Genomic DNA, 20,185 nt, shown 5'->3' with positions numbered 1-20,185 from the left:
AGTAGAAAGCTTTATGGAAAGCTATCATCAAAGGAACCTAGACTGTCAACCATGACCGGGGACCGGGTGGACCAGTTGATCGCGGCCTGGCAGCGAGAGTTGCCGTCGGTGCTCTATCCGACGACGGAGCTCACCAAGCGGGTGATGCTGCTCGCGGACGACCTGAGCGAGGTGACCCGGCGGGTGCTGCGAGACGTTGGGCTGACCACCGCTGAGTTCGACGTACTGGTCTCACTTCGCCGCGCGGGTACGCCGTACCGGATGAAGCCGTCCGATCTCAGCCGCAACCTGCTGCTCTCCTCCGGCGGCACCAGCAACGTGACGAACCAGCTGGCCGGCCGGGGCCTGGTCGTCCGCGAGCCCGACCCGGACGACGGCCGCGGAACCCAGATCAGGCTCACCGAGCAAGGCATCGAGGCGGCCGAGCGCGCCGTACAGGCGAGCGCTGCGGCGCACGACGAGATGTGGTCCGAGCTGCCACCCGAGACCGTGCAGGCCGCCGCGGAGGCACTCCGGGCACTCTTCGTCACCGACCGCCCGGCGGCGCGGACCGGCACGAGGAGCTAGCCGACGCGGGCATGGCGAAGCGACCGGTCCCCGAAGGGAGTCGGCCGCTTGCGCTTCTCGTAGTTATCCGGCCTGGAAGAAGGCGCCCTTGAGGTAGTCGTGCACGGCGTCCTCAGACACCCGGAACGACCGACCCACCCGTACCGCGGGCAGCTCTCCGGAGTGCACCAAGCGGTACACCGTCATCTTGGACACGCGCATGGCCGTGGCGACCTCCGCCACGGTCAGGAACTTCACCTCGGCGAGCGGCGACTCACCGCCGGACTTCTTTGATGCCATTGCGCACCGCACTTCCAGCACGGGTCGTGCGCCGGCTTCCCCTCCGGCACTTCCGCCCGTGCATGAACCGAGCGTAGTGGCTGTTGGTGCGAATGGGAAAGAGGGGGACTCCTGTGACTCGAAAGAACGCCCCCGTCGCGCGTCAGCAGTCCCCGGCCGACCACCTCAACCACCCGCGGGTTTGCCGAGCCGCGACGCAGGAGTGGCGATCCGGGGCGGGCGGGTCGAGCAGCCGACGTAGGAGGCGCGACGGGGGCTGGTGTTAGTACGTGGGGTCGAGGCCGAGGAGGGGGAAGGAGACGTCGCGGGTGGCTTTGATGGAGCGGTCCAGCCAGGTGTCCGGGTTGTAGCCCGTCGACCAATCCGTGTACGCCGCATCTCGGCCGTCTGTCATTCGTGAAGGGGCGACGCGGCCGAAGCGGATCTGGATGTCCTCGCGCCAGCCTTCGGGCACCGCTGTCGACGGGTCGATCGGCTGGCCGGCGACGATGGCGAGCAGGTGGGTCCAGGCGCGCGGGACGACGTCGATGATCGCGTAGCCGCCACCGCCGGTTGCGACCCACTTGCCGTCGCAGACCTCGTGGGCGAGGTCGTGGAGTGCCTGGTACGCCGCCCGCTGCCCGTCGATCGTCAGGGTCAGGTGGGCCAGCGGGTCTTCGACATGCGAGTCGCACCCATGCTGTGTGACCAGCACTGACGGCCGAAAAGCCTTCACCACATCAGGCACCACCGCATGGAACGCACGAAGCCACCCGGCATCTCCAGTTCCTGGCGGCAGCGGCACGTTGACCGAGCTGCCTTCCGCATCCGGCCCGCCTGTCTCCCCCGCAGTACCGGTGCCTGGGAACAGCGTCGTCGGCGACTCGTGCAGGCTCACCGTGAGCACCCGGGGGTCGTTGTAGAACACGGTCTGTACCCCGTCGCCGTGGTGCACGTCGACGTCGACGTACGCGACTCGCTCGGCGCCGTGGTCGAGCAGCCACTGGATCGCGATGGCCGGGTCGTTGTAGACGCAGAATCCGCTCGCCATCGCCGGCATCGCGTGGTGCAGCCCGCCGGAGATGTTGGCGGCGTGCACGACGTCGCCTTCCCAAACGGCCCGCGCGGCCTCGACCGAGGCGCCGACGACATGGGCGGACGCCTCGTGCATCCGGGGGAAACAGTAGGTGTCGTCGGTCCCGAGACCATGATCGAGATCCGGTACGTCGGGATGCTCGCCGGCCCGCTTCACGGCGGCGATGTACTCGGCCGTGTGCACCGTCTGCAGCAGCGCGTCGTCGGCGATCGGCGCGGGCACGACCTTCAGCTGGTCCAGTACGCCGAGCGCCCGGGCCAGCCGGACGGTCAGGTCGACCCGGATCGGGCTCATCGGGTGCCCGTGCCCGAAGTCGTACGCCGTCAGGCCCTCGTCGAAGACCAGCATCGCCTCACCACTCATGTCCCCGACCTTAGGCCACCCGGCCAGCTGGGTCCTGCGCTCACGGCGGGCGTGGTGTTCGAGCGAGCTGGAATTGATTGCTGGGGCAGGAGTGACAGCCGACGATCGACTGGCCACGTTCCGTCCTGAAGGAGACAGCCGCCATGCGCGTACTCGCCCGTGCTCTGCCCGTCGTGATCGCCGGTGCCGCGTTGGCACTCAACCTCAGCCCAGGCCTGACCGCCGGTCGCACCAGCCAATCCGCGCAACTCCAGGCCGTCGACGACCCCGCGGTACCGATCAACCGCGCCACCCCGACGAAGCTGATGCCGCTCGGCGACTCGAACACCGCGGGCGGCGACGCGGCGGGCGGTGGCTACCGCACCGACCTGTGGCAACTGCTGAAGGCCGACGGCCGCCCGGTCGACTTCGTCGGCTCGGTGACCAGCGGATCGGCGGCGCTCGGCGACAAGAACCACGAAGGCCACGGCGGCTGGACGATCGGCCAGCTCCAGGCCGGCGTCGTCGGCTGGCTGAACACCTACCAGCCGGATGTCGTCACCCTGCAGATCGGCACCAACGACATGTACGACGACGCGTCGGCCGGGGCCGCTCCAGGCAAGCTGTCCACGTTGATCGACACCATCAACGCCACACTGCCGAACGCGAAGGTGTTCGTCTCCAACCTCCCGCAACTCAACGACGCCAACCACTACAGCCGGGTGGCCGCCTTCAACGCGATCATCCCCGGCATCGTCGCCGCGAAGGCCGCCGCCGGTAAGCCGGTCAGCTACCTAGACGCGAACTCGGGCCTCTACCAGACCTACGACTTCGTCGACACGTGGCACCCGAACTACGGCGCCGCCTCGAAGGCCGCGGCCCGCTGGTACGCCGCGCTCACCGGTGCACCGCTGACCCGGCTGGAGGCTGAGCAGACCGCCAACGCGACGGTGGTGCACGCGACCCGGGTGCAGATCACCTCGGCCTCGGGCGGCGGGAAGATCGGCTACATCGACTACGCGGACAGCTCGGTCACCTTCAAGTTCCAGGTAGGGGCTGCTGGCAACTATCGGATCCGGGCCCGCGGCGCGAACGGGACCGGGACGAACTGCACCCACAAGGTCTCGGCCAACGGCGGCCCGGCGGCAACCGTAACCTACCCGTCGTACAGCTGGGACCTGCTCGGCGTCGGCGCGGTGGACGTCGCGCTGACGGCCGGGCAGAACACGGTCAAGTTCAGCAAGGGCGACTGCTACACCGAGCTGGACGCGATCGACGTCGGTCCGGTCCCGGTCAACTGAGCAAGGGGGTTGCGCGAGTTCACGGTCCTGGGGCTATTCTTAGGACCGTGAACACGCAGCGCACGACCCTGCAGCAGTGGTGGACCGCCTGACGGCGGACCCGCAGCGTTCACACGCATCCAAAAGGCCGCCTCGCCGAGGCGGCCTTTTTTGATGCCCGGGCGAGGCCCATCCCCGAAAGAAGGAACCATGACCTCGCTCTCCGGTATCACTCCGTCCGGCCGGCTCACCCTCGGCAACCACCTCGGCGCACTGCGCCGGTTCACCGACCCGGACGGCTTCTACTTCGTCGCGAACCTGCACGCGATGACCACCAAACACGATCCCCGCCGACTCGTCGCGCTGACCCGCGAGATGGCGACCCTGATGCTCGCCGCCGGCCTGCCACCGGGCACCGTGTTCGTCCAGTCCGACGTCCCCGCGCACGCCCAGCTCGCGTACCTGCTCGAATGCACTTCGTACGTCGGGGAGCTGTCCCGGATGATCCAGTACAAGGAGAAGGGCCGGGGCAGACCGATGACCCGGGCCTCGCTGTTCACCTATCCCTGCCTGATGGCGGCCGACATCCTGCTCTACGGCACCGACCGGGTGCCGGTCGGCGGCGACCAGGACCAGCACGTCGAGCTGGCCCGCGACGTGGCGATCCGGTTCAACCGCGAGTACGGCGAGACGTTCGTCGTACCGCAGTTGCAGAAGGCCGCGCTGGCCATGCGGATCAAGGACCTGCAGAACCCGACGGCGAAGATGAGCAAGTCCGACGAGGACAACGCGGTCGGGACGATCCGGCTGCTCGACCCGCCGGACGTGATCCGCCGCCAGGTGATGCGGGCCGTCACCGACTCCGACAGCGAGGTCCGGCACGACGAGGCGGCCAAGCCCGGAATCACCAACCTGCTGGAGATCCTGGCTGCCTGCACCGACGGTGATCCGGTCGAACTGGCGAAGGCGTATCCGACGTACGGGGCGCTCAAGGCGGACACGGCGGACGCCGTACTGGCGGTGATCGAGCCGCTGCAGAAGGAGTACGCGCGACTCGCCTCCGATCCAGGAGCCGTTGACGCGATGCTCGCCGAGGGGCGCGACCGGGCGATCGAGGCGAGTGCGCCGCGGCTCCAGGCTGCGGTCCGCGCGATGGGTTTGGCAGGATCAGTTGGGTGATCCGACTGACAGTGGCGACGTTCAACATCCGGAACTCCTCAGCGCCCGACGGTGACAACGCCTGGCCGGTACGCCGGCAGGCCACCGTCGCGGCGATCCAGGCCCTGGATGCCGAGGTGGTCGGGCTCCAGGAGGTGCTGCCGGATCAAGTCGACTACCTGCGCGAGCAGTTCGCCGGCTGGCAGATCCTCGGAGCCGGCCGGGACGACGGAGTACATGCTGGTGAGCACTCCGTCGTCATGGTCCGGCCCGGCGACTGGGAGGTGGAGGCGCACGAGACCCGGTGGTTGTCGGCCGAGCCGTCGACGCCCGGATCGGTCGGCTGGGACGCGGACCTGACCCGGATCGCCACCTTGGTGCGCCTGCGGCACGCCGACGGCACCCGGGTCGGTGTCGCGAACACCCACTACGACCACGCTGGGGAGGTCGCTCGGGTGGAGTCGTCGCGCCTGCTCGCGCGGTGGATTGCGGCCGAGCCTTCGCTGCACTGGATCTTGATGGGCGACCTCAATGCCACGCCGGATTCGCCACCACTGAAGGCGTTGACGGACGCCGGGTTGCTGGACGCCGTACCGGCGACCGAGGGTGGGACCGAGCATGGTGACTTCACCGGGGCCACCGATCAGGACCGGATCGACCACATCCTGACCGACAGCTCGTGGCGGGTCGTCGAGGCGAGCGTTTCGCACTACCGGCCAGGTGGTCGCCTTCCCAGCGACCACTGGCCGGTCGTCGCGACCCTAGAGCTTGCTGAAGACCTCTTCGCGTAGCCGTTCGAGGGCGTCGAAGCGGCGGGATCCCTGCCCCAGCAGGCCGTCCGGGACCAGGAACTCATCGATACCGGCCGCGGCATAGCGGGCGACGGTGTCGAGCACGTACTCCGCGGAGCCCATGATCGTCGGCCGGCCCAGCGAGGTCAGCCGGTCGCGCCGCTCCTCGGCCTCGGTGTCGCCCGGAACGACGATCTCGATCATCGCCTGGGTCGAACGGCGGACCGTCGACGGGTCCCGGCCGAGCTTCTCACAGTGCTCGCGGAACACGATCCCCTTGTGCTCGGCGACCTCCGGCAGGCCCCAGTGGTTCCATTCGTCCGCGTACCTCGCAACGATGCCAAGGGCAACCTTTTCGCCGGAGGCGCCGATCAGCAGCGGAAGTTTCGCGGGCTTCGGCTCCAGCGGCGCGTTGCTCAACTGGTAGTACTTGCCGTCGAAGTCGGTGCGCTCCTGGGTCAGCAATCCGGTGAAGACCTGACAGGCCTCCTCGAACCGGGCCAGCAACTCCTTCACCGGCGGCAGTTCGATGCCGTAGACCTCGTGCTCGTTCACCTGCCAGCCCGCGCCGACGCCGAGGACGAACCGCCCGCCGCTCATCTGGTCCAGCGTGGCGGCCGCGTTCGCCACCACCGCGGGATGCCGGTAGGTGTTCCCGAGCACCATCGATCCGATCCGCACCCGCTCGGTCCGCACCGCGAGCCCGCCGAGCAGCGCGAGACACTCGTTCATCGGCTGGGACAGGTCGTCACCGTTCACCATGAAATGGTCGGCCACCCACACGCCGTACCAGCCGGTGCGCTCGGCGTACTCCGCGCCGTCCACCACTTCCTGCCAGGTCCGGCCCGCACTGGGCCACAGGGAAAAGTCCATGCCGCCGACCCTATGCCCGGCGGAAAATGAGTGGGCGGAGCGCGGCGTCCGTTGCTACGGTTTCCCCGACCGTGCCATCACGCCTGGAGGTGAGACCCATGAACGCAGGATCAAGGGTGCTCCCTCCCTCAGCTTCACGGTCGGGCGACTGACACAGGTCTCGCCAGGAGCGCCACCTACCGGCATTCCTGAAAGGCGCAGACCCATGGCACGAAAAGCAGGCGCGATCGAATTCGAGGGCATCGTCGTCGAGGCCCTCCGCAATGCCACCTTCAAGGTGGAACTACCGAACGGGCACCAGGTGCTCGCGCACATCAGCGGGAAGATCCGGAAGAACTACATCAAGATCATTCCGGAGGACCGGGTGCCGGTCGAGCTCAGCCCGTACGACCTGACCCGCGGGCGGATCCTCTACCGCTACCGCTCGTGAGCTGTCAGAGCAGGTGCCAGCGGACGAGGAAGGCGCCGACCGACAGGATCAGGTAGATCAGCACCAGGAGCGCGCCGAGACCCGGGTGGGGGCGCGCACGGCGTACGGGTGAGGCGTCGGCCTGGCCGCGGACCGCTTCCATCACGGCGGCGACGTAGCCGGGCCGGCCCTTGGCGATGCCGTTGATCTCGTTCTCGTCCTTGCCGCTGGTCAGCACGACGGCGTCGTCGACGACCTCGATCTGGTCGATGTCCTGCCAGGCCAGGCTGCGGACGAGCAGGCTGGTGCGCGCCTTCACCGCGGTCTCGGTGAGGTCGACCCGGTACAGCACGACGCCACCGGCGACCCGGACCACCGACGCGCCGATGATCGTGAACAGCGTGACCGCGAGGAAGTCGCGCGCGCCCATCCAGAGCCAGGAGTTCAGCACCGGCATGGCGATGAAGGGCGCGACGAAGAGCGCCCAGGCCCACCAGGGCGCCGGATCCAGCGGCACCCGCCAGGGCAACGCAGGGATCTGCTCGGCGACTTCCTGGTCCTTACCCTGTTGAGCTGGCTGACCCGACATGACTTGTCCCTTGAAAGGTGCAGGAGTGCGCCGCTCAGAATAACCTGTCCGGCCGCAGGTATTACTCGGCGGCCAGCGCGCGCGACCGATTCCGGGCCGCCTCGATGGCGGACAGGAACGCGGCCCGGACCTTGTGGTCCTCGAGTTCGCGTACCGCGGCGGCGGTGGTGCCGCCCGGCGACGTGACGCGCTCCCGCAGTACGGTCGGGTGCTCGCCTGTCTCGCGGAGCAGCTTCGCCGAGCCGACCAGGGTCTGGACGACGAGCTCGGTGGCGGTGGTCCGGGGCAGGCCCATGTGCACTCCGGCCTCGATCATCGACTCGACCACGAAGAAGATGTACGCCGGACCCGACCCCGAGATCGCGGTGACCGCGTCCTGCTGCTTCTCCGGCACCCGGATCACCCGGCCGGTCGCGGCCAGCAGGCCCTCGGCCAGCACGAGGTGGCTCTCGTCGCAGTGGGCGCCGCGGGAGATCGCGGCCATCCCCTCGTCGACCAGGGCCGGCGTGTTCGGCATCACCCGGACGACCGCGACGCCCTCGGGCAGTCGGGACTCGATGAAACCAGTGGTGATACCAGCGGCCAGCGAGACCACCGTCTGGGTCGGCTGGACCGCCGGTGCGATCTCGGCGAGCAAGTCGGGCATGTCCTGCGGCTTGACCACCAGGACGAGCGTGTCCGCCTTGGCTGCGGCCTCCACATTCGTCACCACGTCCACGCCGTACCGCTCGCGCAGCTCGGTGGCGCGCTCCTCCCGGCGCTCGGTGATCAGCAGCTCTTCCGGTCGCCGGCCCGCCCGCAGCAATCCGGACAGCAGGGTCTCCCCCATCACACCGGCTCCGAGAATGGCCACCTGACTAGTCATGGCGACAGCGTAGCGGCGCGCTCGCTCGGGCTGATCGAGATTGGTCGAGATGCGGGACGGCGTACGGCGACCGCTTGCAGGGTGGTCGAGTCCTGTCACCGCCCCTCATGGAAGGACCATCCAATGCCCAAGACGTTCCGAACCGCCCGCCGGACACTTGGCGCCTTCGCCGGCGCCCTCCTGCTCGTTGCCGGCGCCGCCGGCCTGGCCGCGGCCGCCCCGACCGGATCCGCCTCGCTCAGCGGCGACGGCACCCCGACGGCACCGGTCGCGGCCACCCCGATCGCGTCCGGCTCGACGGCGAAGGCGACCTCGACGATGACGACCCTGGCCTCGCCGCCCTCGGGTTGCCGCCCGTACGTGCAGTCGTCCTACGCGATCTCCTGCTACGAGTACAACGGCGACGACCAGTGGATCCGTGACCTGGACGCCAACGGCTGGCAGGCCGTCGTCCACGTGCAGACCAACTACGGCAAGAACCGGTACTGCGGAGCGCTGCCCGCCGCGCAAGGATGGGGTCAGTGCAACTACGACCACCGCGAGGACGGCTGCGTGCGGTTCCGCTTCTACGAACTGAAGGACGGCGTGACCCGCAACTGGACCGTCTTCAGCCCGTACTACCACGACTCGACCGGCACCCTGTGCTGAGCTGAGTCAGCTCGCGTGGATCTCGGCAGCCTCCGGGGTGCCGAGATCCACGAACAGCTTCAGCGCCTGCTCCCGGTACGCCGTCCCGTCGCCGCCCTGCCGATCCAGTACTTCGGCCAGACCGCGGCAAGCGCGGGCGAGCTCGTACCGGTCTTCGAGCGTCCGCGCGACGACCAAGGCGAGCCGGTGTTCGTCCAGCGCCGCGTCCAGCCGATCCGCCGCCATCAGGGAGACACCGAGATCGTTGCGTAGTTCAACGGTCATCGCGCGGTTGCCGAGCTCGATCGTCAGCTCGACCGCCTCCTGCTGCAACCCGACGGCCACCTTCGGATCGCCCGCGGCGAGTTGCACGCGGCCGAGGAGATTCAGCCCGTCAGCCTCGCCCGTCCGGAATCCCAGCTTGCGTGACAACACCAGCGCGGCCTCGCCGTACTCCGTCGCCGACCGCTGACTCCCCAGGCGCACGTGCGCGTTCCCCACATTGGCCAGTGCGTAGGCCTCTTCGAAGGTGTTGTCACCCAACTGCCGCGCGATCCGCAGGCCTTCCTCGAACCGCTTCAGCGCCTCGGCCGTCCGGCCCACCCGGAGCAGACTCCAGCCGAGTCCGCCACGAGTCGTGCTGGCACTGGAGATGCGTTCGGCCTTCTCCTGCTGGAAGATCGCCAGGGCCTGCTCGAAACAGTCGATCGACGCGGGATAGCGGCCGAGCCTGAAGTGGCCGAGGGCAACATTTCCCAGCGCCTTGCCGATACCGACCCGGTCACCGGTCTTGCGGGTCAGGTCGAGTGCTCGCTGATAGCAGTCCCGGCCGTCGGCGTACCGGCCGAGACGCCAGTAGACACAGCCGAGGTTGTTGTGAGCGCGGCTGCGGGTGGTGTCGTCCGGCGCGACGGCGACCGCGCACTCGTGCAGCACCTCGGCCTCCCGGTAATAGCCCGAGGTGTCCAGGTAGTAATGGATGACCGTCGAGATGTCGGTCACCGGTCGCGGACTACCCAGCTCGGCGGCGGCCCGGACCACAGCGATCAGGTTCGACCGCTCCCCATCGAGCCAGACCTTGGCCAGCTCGCGGTTCCCGACCGGCGGGCACTCGGTGCCCGGATCCTCGACCAGGGTTCGCACGCTCCCTTCGTACGGGGCATATCCGGCAGCGGCCTGGGCCGCCGTCCACCGGTAGTGGTCGAACAACCTGGTCAGCGCGTCACGCCGTACGGTGGCTCGGTCCTCGTCGCGGGAGCGGTCACTGGCGAACACCCGGACCAGATCGTGCAGGACGAAGCGTCCGGGCGCGGCCGGCTGGAGCAGGCTGGCCCGCAGCAAGTCCGTCAGTTCGCGAGTCACCTGCTCGCGGCTGTGCCCGGAGACGGCCGCGGCGGCGTACACGTCGAAGTCGTGACCCGGATGGAGAGCGAGCAGTCGGAGCAACCGCCTGTGTTCGGGCGGCAAAGCCTCGTAGGACAAGGCCAGAGCGGGCTCCACGCTGCCCTCCAGCCGGAGCCGTTCGCGATGCTCGGCGAGGCGTTCCAGGTGATCGGCCAAGGACCAGCCGGGTGATTCGGTGATCCGGCCGGCCACCACAGCCAGGGCCAGCGGCAGATGACCGACCAGGGTCGCGATCCTTGCTGCCGTTGTCTGATCGGCCGCGATCGCCTCGTCGCCGGCGACGCCGCGCAGCAGGTCGAGCGACTCCGCAGGGCTGAACACGTCCAGTCGCAGGCAGCGGACATCCGGAAGACCGCTCAGCTGATAGCGACTCGTCACCACGGCCACACAGCTCGGACTCCGCGGCAGCAACGGCAGCACCTGGTCTTCCGAGGCCGCGTTGTCCAGCAGGACAATCGCCTTGCGATCCGCCATCAACTGCTGGAACCGCCGGGCTCGCCCGGCCAGATCAAGAGCGTGCACCTGACTACCCGGTACGCCGAGCCGACGCAGGAACCCGTCGAGCACGGCGGCCGGATCGGCGGGCGGTCTGTCGGGGTCGAACCCGCGCAGGTCGACCGAGAGTTGCAGGTCGTTCCCGTGACCCGCTTCAACCAGTCGGTTCGCGAAGTACCTGGCCAGCTGGGTCTTGCCGACACCGGCCATCCCGCCGAGCACGAACTGCGTCGTACCGGCTTCGCAGGCAGCCAACAGCTCCCCGACCTCGGCCGACCGGCCGGTGAAGCTGTCTTGGTCGGCCGGGATGCTGTCGGTGACACTGACGATTGCCGCGTCCGCGGCGCGGCCCGCGACGACCTGGTGGGCCTGCCGCCAGGCCGCCACCAGCGACTCGTCCTCGAGCAGGGCGGCGGCGATGTCGACGACCAGTTCGACGTCCAGCCGGCTTCGTCCGGGCTGCAGACAGCGGTAGACGGTGTTGTAGACCGGGATCTCGGTGATCCCGCGGCGGCGCCGGGACGCGACCATGCGGCGATGGATCTCGCGGTACGACACCCCCGCCCAGCTGTGCAGCGCCCGGAGCCGCGCGGCCAGCTCGTCGACGGTCTGTGCGCCACCTGGTTCCGGCGGTGCCGTTCTCCCCGTGTGCCCCACTGCTCTCCACCCCGCTGACCTGATCGGCTCGCCGTCGTTCACGCCGCATTCGAGTGTGGTCGACAACCCCACCCGCGGCAACGCGAACCAGCACGGCCACCGCGGCGCGCAGTACGACGCGGGTCGCCCTGGTCCAGTTCCCCGCGGCTGACCGACCTTGACCGGGAACCGCGACAGCGGATGCTCAGCCCACGACTCTGTGGCTCTGTGCAGCTCACCCGCCGCGCCGATGTGTACAGCAAGGCCGGCGCCCCCCAGCCACACCGACGCGGGCGCCAGCCCCAAGGCACACGTCGTGTTCGATCACCCAGGCGGCCGCTCGTCAGTGCTCGAAGTCCCCCGGACGTCCCGACTTCTGACTGATCAACAACCCGCCGGGCAATCCCAGGTCAACCGCTGCCAAGCAAGCCGGTGTCCAGGGAGATCAGGTCGGCGAGCAGCTCCGGGAGGCCCGGGGAGAAGTAGCCGTGGCCCATGCCACGGACGACGTGGAGGTGTGCCCCCGGGATGGCCGCGGCCAGCGCCTCGCCGTGGGCCAGAGTGAAGAGCGGGTCCTGATCACCGTGGACGATCGTGGTGGGGGCGGCGATCGTCGACAGCGGGGCGAACAGATCCGGGCCCTTCTTCCGGCCGATCAGCGCGTGGTGGGCGGCGGCGGACGGATCGGTGGCCCTCGCCTGACAACGCTGGAGCATCGCCCTGACGGCCGGTTCGTCGAACGGGCGGCCGTCGCCGTTCATGGCCCGGAAGTTCGAAACGTCGGCTTCCAGGCCCGGCGGCGTACCGTCCGAGTCGGCCAGATGCTGCAGGAAACGCGGGGTCGGCGGGGGTAGTTCATCGGGGTCGGCTGGTTGCCCGGTCATGGCTCGCTGCCACACCGGACCGGGATCGTGGCTCATGGGGGTGGTGGAGAGCAGGGTGAGGGAGCGCACGCGGGCCGACTCGTGCACGGCCAGCCACTGCGCGATCGCGCCGCCCATCGATACCCCGGCGAGATGGGCGGACGGCAGCTCATAGGCGTCCAGGACGGCCAGCGCGTCGGCGGCCAGATCGGACAGGCCGTACGGATGCCGGTCGAAGTCGACGATGCTCGAGCGCCCGGTGTCGCGATGGTCGTAGCGGATCACCTGCGCCCCGCGCAGTACCAGGCGGTCGACCAACGCGTCGGGAAAGATGATTCCCTGAGCCGACGAGCCCGCGATCAGCAGAACGGCGGGATGATCGCGTCTTCCGATCTGTTCCGTCCACAAGCGCAGCGGACCGGAGCGCACGAAAGTCTCGGTCATGACAGGTCACCATAGTTGTCCCGTCGACGTGAGCCGACCGCATTTTCAACCTCAGCAGGCCTCAAGACCCGGTCTGCACCAAGGAAGCCGCGTACCCCCAGGTGGGCGATACTCCGTTGCTGTGGCATCGGCGATTCGGTTGGATGCGGGGATGGCATCGGACGTCAGGCTGGTTCTCCTGTGTGGGACCTCGTTCTCCGGGAAGAGTACGGTGGCGCGGGCCCTGGCGCCGAGGCTGTCGGCGAGGATCGTGAGTCTCGATGAGATCAACGAGCGCCGCGGGTTGTGGGGTGGCGACGGTATCCCGGTCGGGGAATGGGTCCGGACCCATGAGCTGGCCACTGCTGAGGTCCGGGAACTCCTGACCTCGGGGACGTCCGTCGTCGTCGACGACACCAGTTCGCCGCGGTTCCTGCGCGACGGCTGGCGTTCGCTGGCCGCGTCGGCGCGGGCGCACTTCAGCCTGGTCTACGTCGACGTGAACCACGCGACGATCCGCCGACGCCGGGCCGAGAACCAGGTGGACCCTCGGCGACGCGATGTCGCGGACGCAGTACTGGACCAGCACCTCGCCGACTTCGTGCCGCCTCAGGACGATGAGAATGCGATCCGGGTGCAGTCCGCCGATGACCTGCGGGGCTTGACGATCTGAAGACCGGGGAGATCGCGCCACTCCGGAGAATCGCTATCAGCTTGTGGTCGGCGGGACGAGTTCGGCGATCAATGCGCGGACTCTGGCGTCGATCTCGTCGCGGATCGGGCGGACCGCCTCGATCCCGCGACCGGCCGGGTCGTCCAGTTTCCAGTCGAGGTAGGTTTTGCCCGGAAAATAAGGGCATTCGTCGCCGCAGCCCATGGTGATGACGACGTCGGCGGCGTGCACCGCCTCGTCGGTCAACGGCTTCGGAAACTCTTTGGAGATGTCCAGGCCGATCTCGGCCATCGCCTCGACGACGGCGGGGTTCAACTGGTCGGCGGGCTTCGATCCGGCCGACCGTACGACGACCCGTCCGGCGGCGTGATGGTCGAGCAGAGCCGCGGCCATCTGGGACCGACCGGCGTTGTGGACGCAGACGAACAAGACCTCAGGTGTGGTCCCGGGCATGTTGCTCCTCACAGAGAGCTCAGTTGGCGGAGTCGGGATAGAAGCGACGCTTGGCCCACAGCGACACGTAGACCAGAGCGACCAGCACAGGTACTTCGATCAGTGGGCCGACGACGCCGGCCAGGGCTTGGCCGGAGGTGACGCCGAAGGTACCGATCGCGACCGCGATGGCGAGTTCGAAGTTGTTGCCCGCTGCGGTGAAGGCCAGGGTCGCGGTTTTGGCATAGCCCAGCCGCAGCCGGTGGCCGAGCGCGAAGGATCCGCCGAACATGATCACGAAGTACACCAGCAGCGGCAGGGCGATCCGGGCGACGTCGAGCGGCGCACTGATGATCGCGTCGCCTTGCAGCGCGAACAGCATGACGATCGTGAAGAGCAACCCGTACAGGGCGACCGGGCCGATCCTGGGCAAGAACCGCGATTCGTACCAGTCCCGGCCACGGGCCTTCTCCCCGATCGTGCGGGTCAGATAGCCGGCCAGCAGCGGGATGCCCAGAAACACCAGCACACTGAGGGCGATCGCGCCCATCGAGAACTCCGCACTCGTGGTCTCCAGCCCGAGCCAGCCGGGCAGCGTCTGCAGGTAGAACCAGCCGAGCGCGGCGAACGCGACGATCTGGAAGACGGAGTTGAGCGCGACCAGGACAGCGGCGGCTTCGCGGTCGCCGCAGGACAGGTCGTTCCAGATCAGCACCATGGCGATACAACGGGCGAGCCCGACGATGACGAGGCCCGTACGGTACTCCGGCAGCTCCGGGAGGAGTATCCACGCCAGCGCGAACATCAGCGCCGGGCCGACGACCCAGTTCAGGACCAGGGACGCGACCAGGAGTTTCCGGTCGCCGGTGACACGGCCGGTTTCGGTGTAGCGGACCTTCGCCAGCACGGGGTACATCATCAGCAGCAGACCGATCGCGATCGGCAGGCTGACCGAGCCGACCTCGACCGCGTCGAGCGCGTCGTCCAGTCCAGGGAAGAGGCGGCCGAGCAGCAGCCCGAGAGCCATGGCGGCCATGATCCACACCGCGAGATACCGATCGAGGAACGACAGCCCAGCGACGACCGCACCGTTGACGGCTGGTGTCGTGGAGCTGCGGCTGTCGAGTGGCGGGAGTTGTTCAGCAGAGGTCGGAATGACGGAGTCTCCCGGGCTCGAGGGGGCGGGGAAGGTCAGTGGGTCAGGGCAGCCGGTTCGGGGATCGACAGCAGCGCGGAGATCCATTGCATGCGCTCAGGTAGGGACCAGTAGTAGACCCAGGTGCCGCGGCGTTCGCAGTCGACGAGGCCAGCCTGGCGCAGGACGCGGAGGTGGTGGGAGATCGTCGGGCCGGACACGTCGAACTGGCCGGTGAAGTCGCAGACGCAGATCTCGCCGTCAGCCGAGGCGATGATCGACATCAGCCGCAGCCGGATCGGGTCCGACAGCGCCTTGAAGACCGCGGCACCCTCGGCTGCCTGCGCCTCGTCCAGCGCCGAGACGGAGATCGGCGCGCAGCAGCCGCCGCTCCGCTGGATCGAGATCTCCTGTTTAGACATGCGTCTATCTTGACTCCTGTCTAATCACGATGCAAGGTGGGAGTCGCTGATTAGATGAACTTCTACATAGTGGGGATGGGACACCGATGGTGAACGAGCAGAACAACGCCGCTCTTGCGGCGCCGGGGAGACCAGTCGTGGTCATCGGAGCCGGCCCGGTGGGACTCGCCGCGGCCGCGCACCTGGCCGAGCGCGGCGTGGACTTCCTGGTGCTGGAGTCGGGGCCCGGCGTCGCCGCCGCGATCGAGGAATGGCGGCACGTGAAGCTGTTCAGCCCGTGGCGCTACGACATCGACTCCGCCGCCCGCCGCCTGCTCCAGCAGGCCGGATGGGTCGAGCCGGAGCTCGGGAAGCTGCCGACCGGCGGCGACCTGATCGACTCCTACCTCGAGCCACTGACCAAGACCCCGCAGCTCAACGACCGGATCCGCTACAACGCTCAGGTCGTGGCGGTGACCCGGGTCGGATTCGACCGAGTCCGTACGGCGGGCCGCGACCAGGCACCGTTCTTGATCAGGCTCGCCGACGGCTCCGAGATCCTCGCCGCCGCGCTGATCGACGCGGCCGGGACCTGGCGACGCCCGAACGTCCTCGGCGGCTCGGGCATCCCCGCCCGCGGCGAGGCCGACGTCGCCGAGAGCATCGCCCACGCTCTGCCCGACGTCCTCGGCCGCGACCGCGACCGGTACGCCGGACGCCGTACCGCGGTCGTCGGCGCCGGCCACTCAGCTGCCACAACCCTGCTGGATCTCGGCGCGCTCGCCGAGGAGGTTCCCGGCACCGAGATCGTGTGGGTGGTGCGTGGCACCGACCAGGCCCGCACCTACGGCGGTGGCGAAGCCGACGAACTGCCTGCCCGTGGCGCACTGGGCAGCCGGTTGAAGAAGCTCGTCCAGTCCGGCCAGGTCGAACTCGTCGGCAGCTTCCGCATCGAGGCTGTCTCCCGCACCGCCGACGGCCGGGTCGAGCTCGCGGCCGGCGAGCGGCGGGTGGTCGCCGACACGGTGGTCAACTCGACCGGGTTCCGCCCGGACCACGACATGGTCGGCGAGCTGCGCCTCGACCTGGACTCGATCATGGGCTCCACCCGAGCCCTCGCACCGTTGATCGACCCGAACCAGCACTCCTGTGGCACGGTCCCGCCGCACGGGGTCGACGAACTGGCTCACCCCGAACCCGGCTACTACGCGGTCGGCGCGAAGTCGTACGGCCGGGCACCGACCTTCCTGCTGGCCACCGGCTACGAGCAGGCCCGCTCGGTGGTGGCAGCACTGGCCGGTGACTGGGCAGCAGCACGCGACGTGCAGCTGGACCTGCCCGAGACAGGCGTCTGTTCCTCGAACCTCGCCTACGGGGACGCCGGCGACGAGACCGCTGGCGGTTGCTGCGGCCCCGCACCGCAGGCCGTCGAGATCACCGCACCCGCTGGTCGCGGCCTGGCCACCGGCATCAGCGGCGGTCTGCTGACCGTCATCGACGACAAGCCCGCCAGCCAATCGGGCTGCTGCGGCTGATGAACCGCGCCGCGGCGACCGCCACCAGCTTGGCTTCAGGCGATCGCCGCGGCACTCGACGCGAGGTCGTGGCCGCGCTCTCCATCACCACCACCATCGGCTACGGCGTTCTCTACTACGCCTTCAGCGCCCTGCTCGCCCCGATGAGCCACGACCTGCAGATCTCCACCACGGTCGCCACCGGCGCACTGACCACCGCCGTACTCGTCAGCGCCGCCATGGCGATACCTGTCGGCCGCCGACTCGACGCGTACGGCGGGCACGGCGTCATGACCATCGGATCCATCCTGGCGACCCTCGCCGTCCTGGCCTGGTCCCAGGTGCAGAACACCGCCCAGCTGTACGCCGTGTTCGTGGCCATCGGCGCTGCCTCGGCGATGGTGCTCTACCAGCCCGCCTTCGCGATCATCGTCGCCGTCACCGCGCCGGCGAAACGCGCGAACGCACTGCTGAGCATCACTCTCGTCGCCGGGTTCGCCAGCTCGATCTTCATCCCGCTCACCGGCCAACTCATCGAAGCCGCCGGGTGGCGCCAAGCCCTGATCGCCTTGGCCGGGATCGTCGCCGTGATCACCGTGCCCGTGCACGCATTCGTACTCGGGCGCACGCAGCCGACCGCGCCGCGAATCAGTCACCACCTGCGGCGGTCACCTGCCCGAGTGATTCGCGATCTCGGGTTCTGGCTCATCGCCGCCGCCTTCGTTCTGCACAGCGCGGCTCTTGCCGTCCTGGCCGTCCACCTGGTCACCTACCTCACCCAGCTGGGTCACACACCGACGACGGCAGCCGGCCTCACTGGGCTGCTCGGCCTCCTGTCAGTCACCGGCCGCGTCATCACCACCGTCGCCAAAAGATGGTTGCCGATCACCCTCATCGCCGCCACAATCATCGCCCTGCAAGGCGTTGCGATCGCTCTGCTGCCCTTCATCGGGCAGAGCATCGCCGGAGCCGCGACCAGTCTGGGGCTGTTCGGGCTCGGCTTCGGCGTAGCGTCCATCGCCACTCCTGCCATCCTGCTCGACCGCTACGGCGACCAGGGCTACGCGACCATCGCCGGGATCCTCGGTACTCCGACCACCATCAGTCGCGCAACCGCCCCACTGGCCGCCGCGGCCCTCGCCACCACCATCGGGTACCGGCCGCTCATCCTCGCCGCCGGAGCAGCCTGCGTCATCGCCGGAGCAGCCCTCGCACTCACCCAACACCTCCCACCCGAAGCCACTTGAGGAGCCACCGACGGCGTGCCGATCCAGGTCGGGAGGTTCATCGCGCAGTGTCGTATTCGGGGTCGTGCCGATCGTCTCCTGGGTGAACCGTCACCACGAAAAGGGAGGCATCCGATGCAACCGACCTTCAATGTGCTCGATATCGCCGTCACCGACCTCGGCGCGGCGATCGACTTCTACCGGCTCCTCGGGCTCGAATTCGTCCGCGACCAGTACATGCCCGACGACCACGCCGACTGCGGCCTGCCCAGCGGCCTGCACCTGATGCTCGACACCGACGACCTGCGCACCAAGACCACTGCGGGCTGGACCCCACCAACCACCGGCCGAACGTTCCTCGCCTTCCAGTTCGACACCTCGGCCGACGTCGACACCAAGTACGCCGAACTCACCAGCGCCGGCGTCGCCGGACTGCAGGAACCCTTCGACGCGCCCTGGGGAATGCGCTACGCCACCGTCGCCGACCCGGCCGGCAACGGCATCGACCTCTACGCCCACCTCCAGGCCGGCTGACCCCGGAGCAGCCACACTGAAACCAAGGAGGTGACGCGCGTGAAGTACGTGCTGATGTTCGTCGACACGGAGGAGTACACCAAGGAAGTCGAGGCGATGACCCCGGCCGAGCTGGAACAGGTCTATGACCGGGTGAATCAGTGGTTCATCGATCACGCCGCGAAGATCCGTAGTACGACCGGCAAGCTCAAGGGCGCAGCCACCGCCACGACCGTGCGGCTCGACGGCGCCGAACCCGTCACCACCGACGGCCCGTTCATGGAAGGCAAGGAAGTCATCTCCGGATTCACCGAGATCGAGGTCGCCGACCTCGACGAGGCGCTGCGCATGGTCAAGACCTGGCCCGCCTGCCCGATCGTCGAAATCCGCCCCGTGGAGTCATGACCACCGGTCCGGCCGCTGACGAGCTGGCCCGCGTGGTCCGCGACCACGCCGGCCGGCTCGCCGCGTCACTCGTCTCGCTGCTCGGTGACTTCTCCGCCGCCGAAGACCTGGTCCAGGACGCCGTCGAGACAGCTCTGCGGCGCTGGCCCGTAGAGGGGATCCCCGACCGGCCCGACGGGTGGCTGTTCACCGTCGCCCGGCGCCGCGGCCTGGACGTACTCCGGCGGCAGGAGAACTACCGCTCCAAACTCGCCCAGCTGCAATGGCCGATCCAGTCCGCGCCCGACGACCGGCTCCGGCTCATCTTCACCTGCTGCCATCCCGCCCTGGCTCGCGAAGCCCAGATCGCGCTGACGTTGCGCGTGGTCTGCGGTCTCACCACCGCTCAGATCGCTGCCGCGTTCCTCGTACCGGAAACCACCCTGGCGCAGCGCATCACCCGCGCGAAGCGCAAGATCGCCCAGGCCGGCATCCCGTACCGGATTCCCCAGGACGACGAACTGCCCGAACGCCTCGGTGAAGTACTCACCGTAATCTACCTGCTGTTCAACGAGGGCTACCTGTCCAGCAGCGGCGACCGCGTCCACTCCCGCGACCTCGTCGACGACGCCGAATGGCTCACGACTCTCCTCGCCGGACTCCAGCCGGCCGAGCCCGAGATCATCGGGCTCCTCGTCCTGATCCGCCTCCACCGCAGCCGCGCCGCCGCGAGATTCACCAGCGAGGGGCAGCTCGTCCTCCTGCAGGACCAAGACCGCAGTACCTGGGACCACGAGGCGATAGCCGCCGCGACAGCACTGCTCACCCGCACTGCCCGACGCCACCGCTCACCAGGTCCGTACCAACTGCAGGCCGCCATCGCCGCCTGCCACTGCGAAGCCGCCAGCTGGGAGGACACCGACTGGCAGCAGATCCTTGTCCTGTACGACATGCTGCTCCACCTGCAGCCCAGTTCGGTCACCCGCCTGCACCGCAGCGTCGCAGTCCGCTATGTCCAGGGCGCCGACGTCGCTCTCGCGGAGCTGGACCACCTCGACGGCGAGCTCAGCAACTACCCGCTGTACCACGCGACCCGCGCCGAGCTGCTCCGAGCCGTCGGTGACCCGGAAACCGCGACCGCGGCTGACCGGCGTGCTCTCGAACTCACCACGAACCCCGCACAGGCCGAAGTACTGAGGGAACGGCTCGCCACGCATTGACCTGGCGAGTT

The 20,185-nt window shown here is 68.7% G+C and carries 22 protein-coding genes; 12 read left to right on the top strand and 10 right to left on the bottom strand.

Annotated features, from left to right (window positions below; genetic code table 11):
• Positions 1-51: 51 nt before the first annotated feature.
• On the top strand, positions 52-567 hold the full coding sequence (locus EV138_RS20765) for a MarR family winged helix-turn-helix transcriptional regulator (protein ID WP_133980517.1): 516 nt from the start codon (positions 52-54) through the stop codon (positions 565-567).
• A 63-nt stretch (positions 568-630) separates the two neighbouring features.
• Here EV138_RS20765 and EV138_RS20760 read toward each other — a convergent pair whose 3' ends face one another.
• Together EV138_RS20760 and EV138_RS20755 are read right to left on the bottom strand one after the other, a co-directional pair.
• A complete protein-coding gene (locus tag EV138_RS20760) occupies positions 631-846 on the bottom strand; it encodes a helix-turn-helix domain-containing protein (protein WP_112248247.1) in 216 nt (71 codons plus the stop codon).
• A gap of 262 nt (positions 847-1,108) precedes the next feature.
• Positions 1,109-2,284, bottom strand: a complete 1,176-nt coding sequence (locus EV138_RS20755; RefSeq protein WP_133980516.1) for an acetoin utilization protein AcuC — start codon at positions 2,282-2,284, stop codon at positions 1,109-1,111.
• Positions 2,285-2,427: 143 nt separating this feature from the next.
• On the opposite strand from EV138_RS20755, the gene EV138_RS20750 reads away from it, so the two are divergent.
• The 3 genes from EV138_RS20750 to EV138_RS20740 all read left to right on the top strand — a co-directional run bounded on the left by EV138_RS20750 (position 2,428) and on the right by EV138_RS20740 (position 5,492).
• Positions 2,428-3,564, top strand: coding sequence for a GDSL-type esterase/lipase family protein (locus EV138_RS20750; protein WP_133980515.1), 1,137 nt, complete (start codon positions 2,428-2,430; stop codon positions 3,562-3,564).
• A 189-nt stretch (positions 3,565-3,753) separates the two neighbouring features.
• On the top strand, positions 3,754-4,722 hold the full coding sequence (trpS, locus tag EV138_RS20745; protein ID WP_133980514.1) for a tryptophan--tRNA ligase: 969 nt from the start codon (positions 3,754-3,756) through the stop codon (positions 4,720-4,722).
• Positions 4,719-5,492, top strand: coding sequence for an endonuclease/exonuclease/phosphatase family protein (locus EV138_RS20740; RefSeq protein ID WP_133980513.1), 774 nt, complete (start codon positions 4,719-4,721; stop codon positions 5,490-5,492). Before trpS ends, EV138_RS20740 begins: the two co-directional genes overlap by 4 nt.
• Here the strand turns inward: EV138_RS20740 and EV138_RS20735 are convergent.
• Positions 5,463-6,365, bottom strand: a complete 903-nt coding sequence (locus EV138_RS20735; protein WP_133980512.1) for a TIGR03560 family F420-dependent LLM class oxidoreductase — start codon at positions 6,363-6,365, stop codon at positions 5,463-5,465. The two genes, EV138_RS20740 and EV138_RS20735, sit on opposite strands and share 30 nt — an antisense overlap.
• 205 nt (positions 6,366-6,570) lie before the next feature.
• Between EV138_RS20735 and infA the strand changes: the two genes are divergently transcribed.
• Positions 6,571-6,795 (top strand): translation initiation factor IF-1, encoded by a 225-nt coding sequence (infA, locus tag EV138_RS20730; protein WP_133980511.1) that lies wholly within the window; start codon positions 6,571-6,573, stop codon positions 6,793-6,795.
• 4 nt (positions 6,796-6,799) lie between these two features.
• On the opposite strand, the gene EV138_RS20725 is transcribed toward infA, so the two are convergent.
• Both EV138_RS20725 and proC read right to left on the bottom strand, forming a co-directional pair.
• Positions 6,800-7,363, bottom strand: coding sequence for a hypothetical protein (locus EV138_RS20725; protein WP_238158258.1), 564 nt, complete (start codon positions 7,361-7,363; stop codon positions 6,800-6,802).
• 61 nt (positions 7,364-7,424) lie between these two features.
• Complete coding sequence (proC, locus tag EV138_RS20720) at positions 7,425-8,228, bottom strand: pyrroline-5-carboxylate reductase (RefSeq protein ID WP_112248254.1); 804 nt, start codon at positions 8,226-8,228, stop codon at positions 7,425-7,427.
• Between the two features lie 123 nt (positions 8,229-8,351).
• Here proC and EV138_RS20715 point away from each other — a divergent pair, with 123 nt between their 5' ends.
• Positions 8,352-8,876: a hypothetical protein gene (locus EV138_RS20715; protein WP_133980510.1), complete on the top strand. Its 525-nt coding sequence runs from the start codon at positions 8,352-8,354 to the stop codon at positions 8,874-8,876.
• Positions 8,877-8,882: 6 nt separating this feature from the next.
• Here the strand turns inward: EV138_RS20715 and EV138_RS20710 are convergent, their stop codons facing one another.
• Together EV138_RS20710 and EV138_RS20705 are read right to left on the bottom strand one after the other, a co-directional pair.
• The gene (locus EV138_RS20710) at positions 8,883-11,411 is read right to left on the bottom strand and encodes a tetratricopeptide repeat protein (RefSeq protein WP_133980509.1); all 2,529 of its coding nucleotides are present in this window, start codon (positions 11,409-11,411) and stop codon (positions 8,883-8,885) included.
• A 389-nt stretch (positions 11,412-11,800) separates the two neighbouring features.
• Complete coding sequence (locus EV138_RS20705) at positions 11,801-12,697, bottom strand: alpha/beta fold hydrolase (protein WP_133980508.1); 897 nt, start codon at positions 12,695-12,697, stop codon at positions 11,801-11,803.
• Between the two features lie 151 nt (positions 12,698-12,848).
• Here EV138_RS20705 and EV138_RS20700 point away from each other — a divergent pair, with 151 nt between their 5' ends.
• On the top strand, positions 12,849-13,349 hold the full coding sequence (locus EV138_RS20700) for a P-loop nucleotide/nucleoside kinase family protein (RefSeq protein ID WP_133980507.1): 501 nt from the start codon (positions 12,849-12,851) through the stop codon (positions 13,347-13,349).
• Positions 13,350-13,385: 36 nt separating this feature from the next.
• Here EV138_RS20700 and EV138_RS20695 read toward each other — a convergent pair whose 3' ends face one another.
• The 3 genes from EV138_RS20695 to EV138_RS20685 all read right to left on the bottom strand — a co-directional run bounded on the left by EV138_RS20695 (position 13,386) and on the right by EV138_RS20685 (position 15,338).
• Positions 13,386-13,802 carry an arsenate reductase ArsC gene (locus EV138_RS20695; RefSeq protein ID WP_133980506.1) on the bottom strand — a complete coding sequence of 139 codons (417 nt, stop codon included), beginning with the start codon at positions 13,800-13,802 and terminating at the stop codon, positions 13,386-13,388.
• Between the two features lie 19 nt (positions 13,803-13,821).
• Positions 13,822-14,853 carry an ACR3 family arsenite efflux transporter gene (arsB, locus tag EV138_RS20690; protein WP_133982030.1) on the bottom strand — a complete coding sequence of 344 codons (1,032 nt, stop codon included), beginning with the start codon at positions 14,851-14,853 and terminating at the stop codon, positions 13,822-13,824.
• A gap of 119 nt (positions 14,854-14,972) precedes the next feature.
• A complete protein-coding gene (locus EV138_RS20685) occupies positions 14,973-15,338 on the bottom strand; it encodes an ArsR/SmtB family transcription factor (RefSeq protein ID WP_133980505.1) in 366 nt (121 codons plus the stop codon).
• A gap of 86 nt (positions 15,339-15,424) precedes the next feature.
• Between EV138_RS20685 and EV138_RS20680 the strand changes: the two genes are divergently transcribed.
• The 5 genes from EV138_RS20680 (at position 15,425) to EV138_RS20660 (ending at position 20,174) form a co-directional block, all read left to right on the top strand.
• On the top strand, positions 15,425-16,852 hold the full coding sequence (locus EV138_RS20680) for an FAD-dependent oxidoreductase (protein ID WP_133980504.1): 1,428 nt from the start codon (positions 15,425-15,427) through the stop codon (positions 16,850-16,852).
• The gene (locus tag EV138_RS20675) at positions 16,852-18,078 is read left to right on the top strand and encodes an MFS transporter (RefSeq protein ID WP_133980503.1); all 1,227 of its coding nucleotides are present in this window, start codon (positions 16,852-16,854) and stop codon (positions 18,076-18,078) included. Before EV138_RS20680 ends, EV138_RS20675 begins: the two co-directional genes overlap by 1 nt.
• A 114-nt stretch (positions 18,079-18,192) precedes the next feature.
• Complete coding sequence (locus tag EV138_RS20670; RefSeq protein ID WP_133980502.1) at positions 18,193-18,591, top strand: VOC family protein; 399 nt, start codon at positions 18,193-18,195, stop codon at positions 18,589-18,591.
• Between the two features lie 39 nt (positions 18,592-18,630).
• Positions 18,631-18,975, top strand: a complete 345-nt coding sequence (locus tag EV138_RS20665; protein WP_133980501.1) for a YciI family protein — start codon at positions 18,631-18,633, stop codon at positions 18,973-18,975.
• Positions 18,972-20,174, top strand: a complete 1,203-nt coding sequence (locus EV138_RS20660) for an RNA polymerase sigma factor (RefSeq protein ID WP_133980500.1) — start codon at positions 18,972-18,974, stop codon at positions 20,172-20,174. Before EV138_RS20665 ends, EV138_RS20660 begins: the two co-directional genes overlap by 4 nt.
• Positions 20,175-20,185: the final 11 nt, after the last annotated feature.

This window comes from Kribbella voronezhensis (assembly GCF_004365175.1).
Classification (GTDB): Bacteria; Actinomycetota; Actinomycetes; order Propionibacteriales; family Kribbellaceae; genus Kribbella; species Kribbella voronezhensis.
Note: the sequence above shows the minus strand (reverse complement) of the source record. Positions and strands in the feature narration are given on the sequence as shown.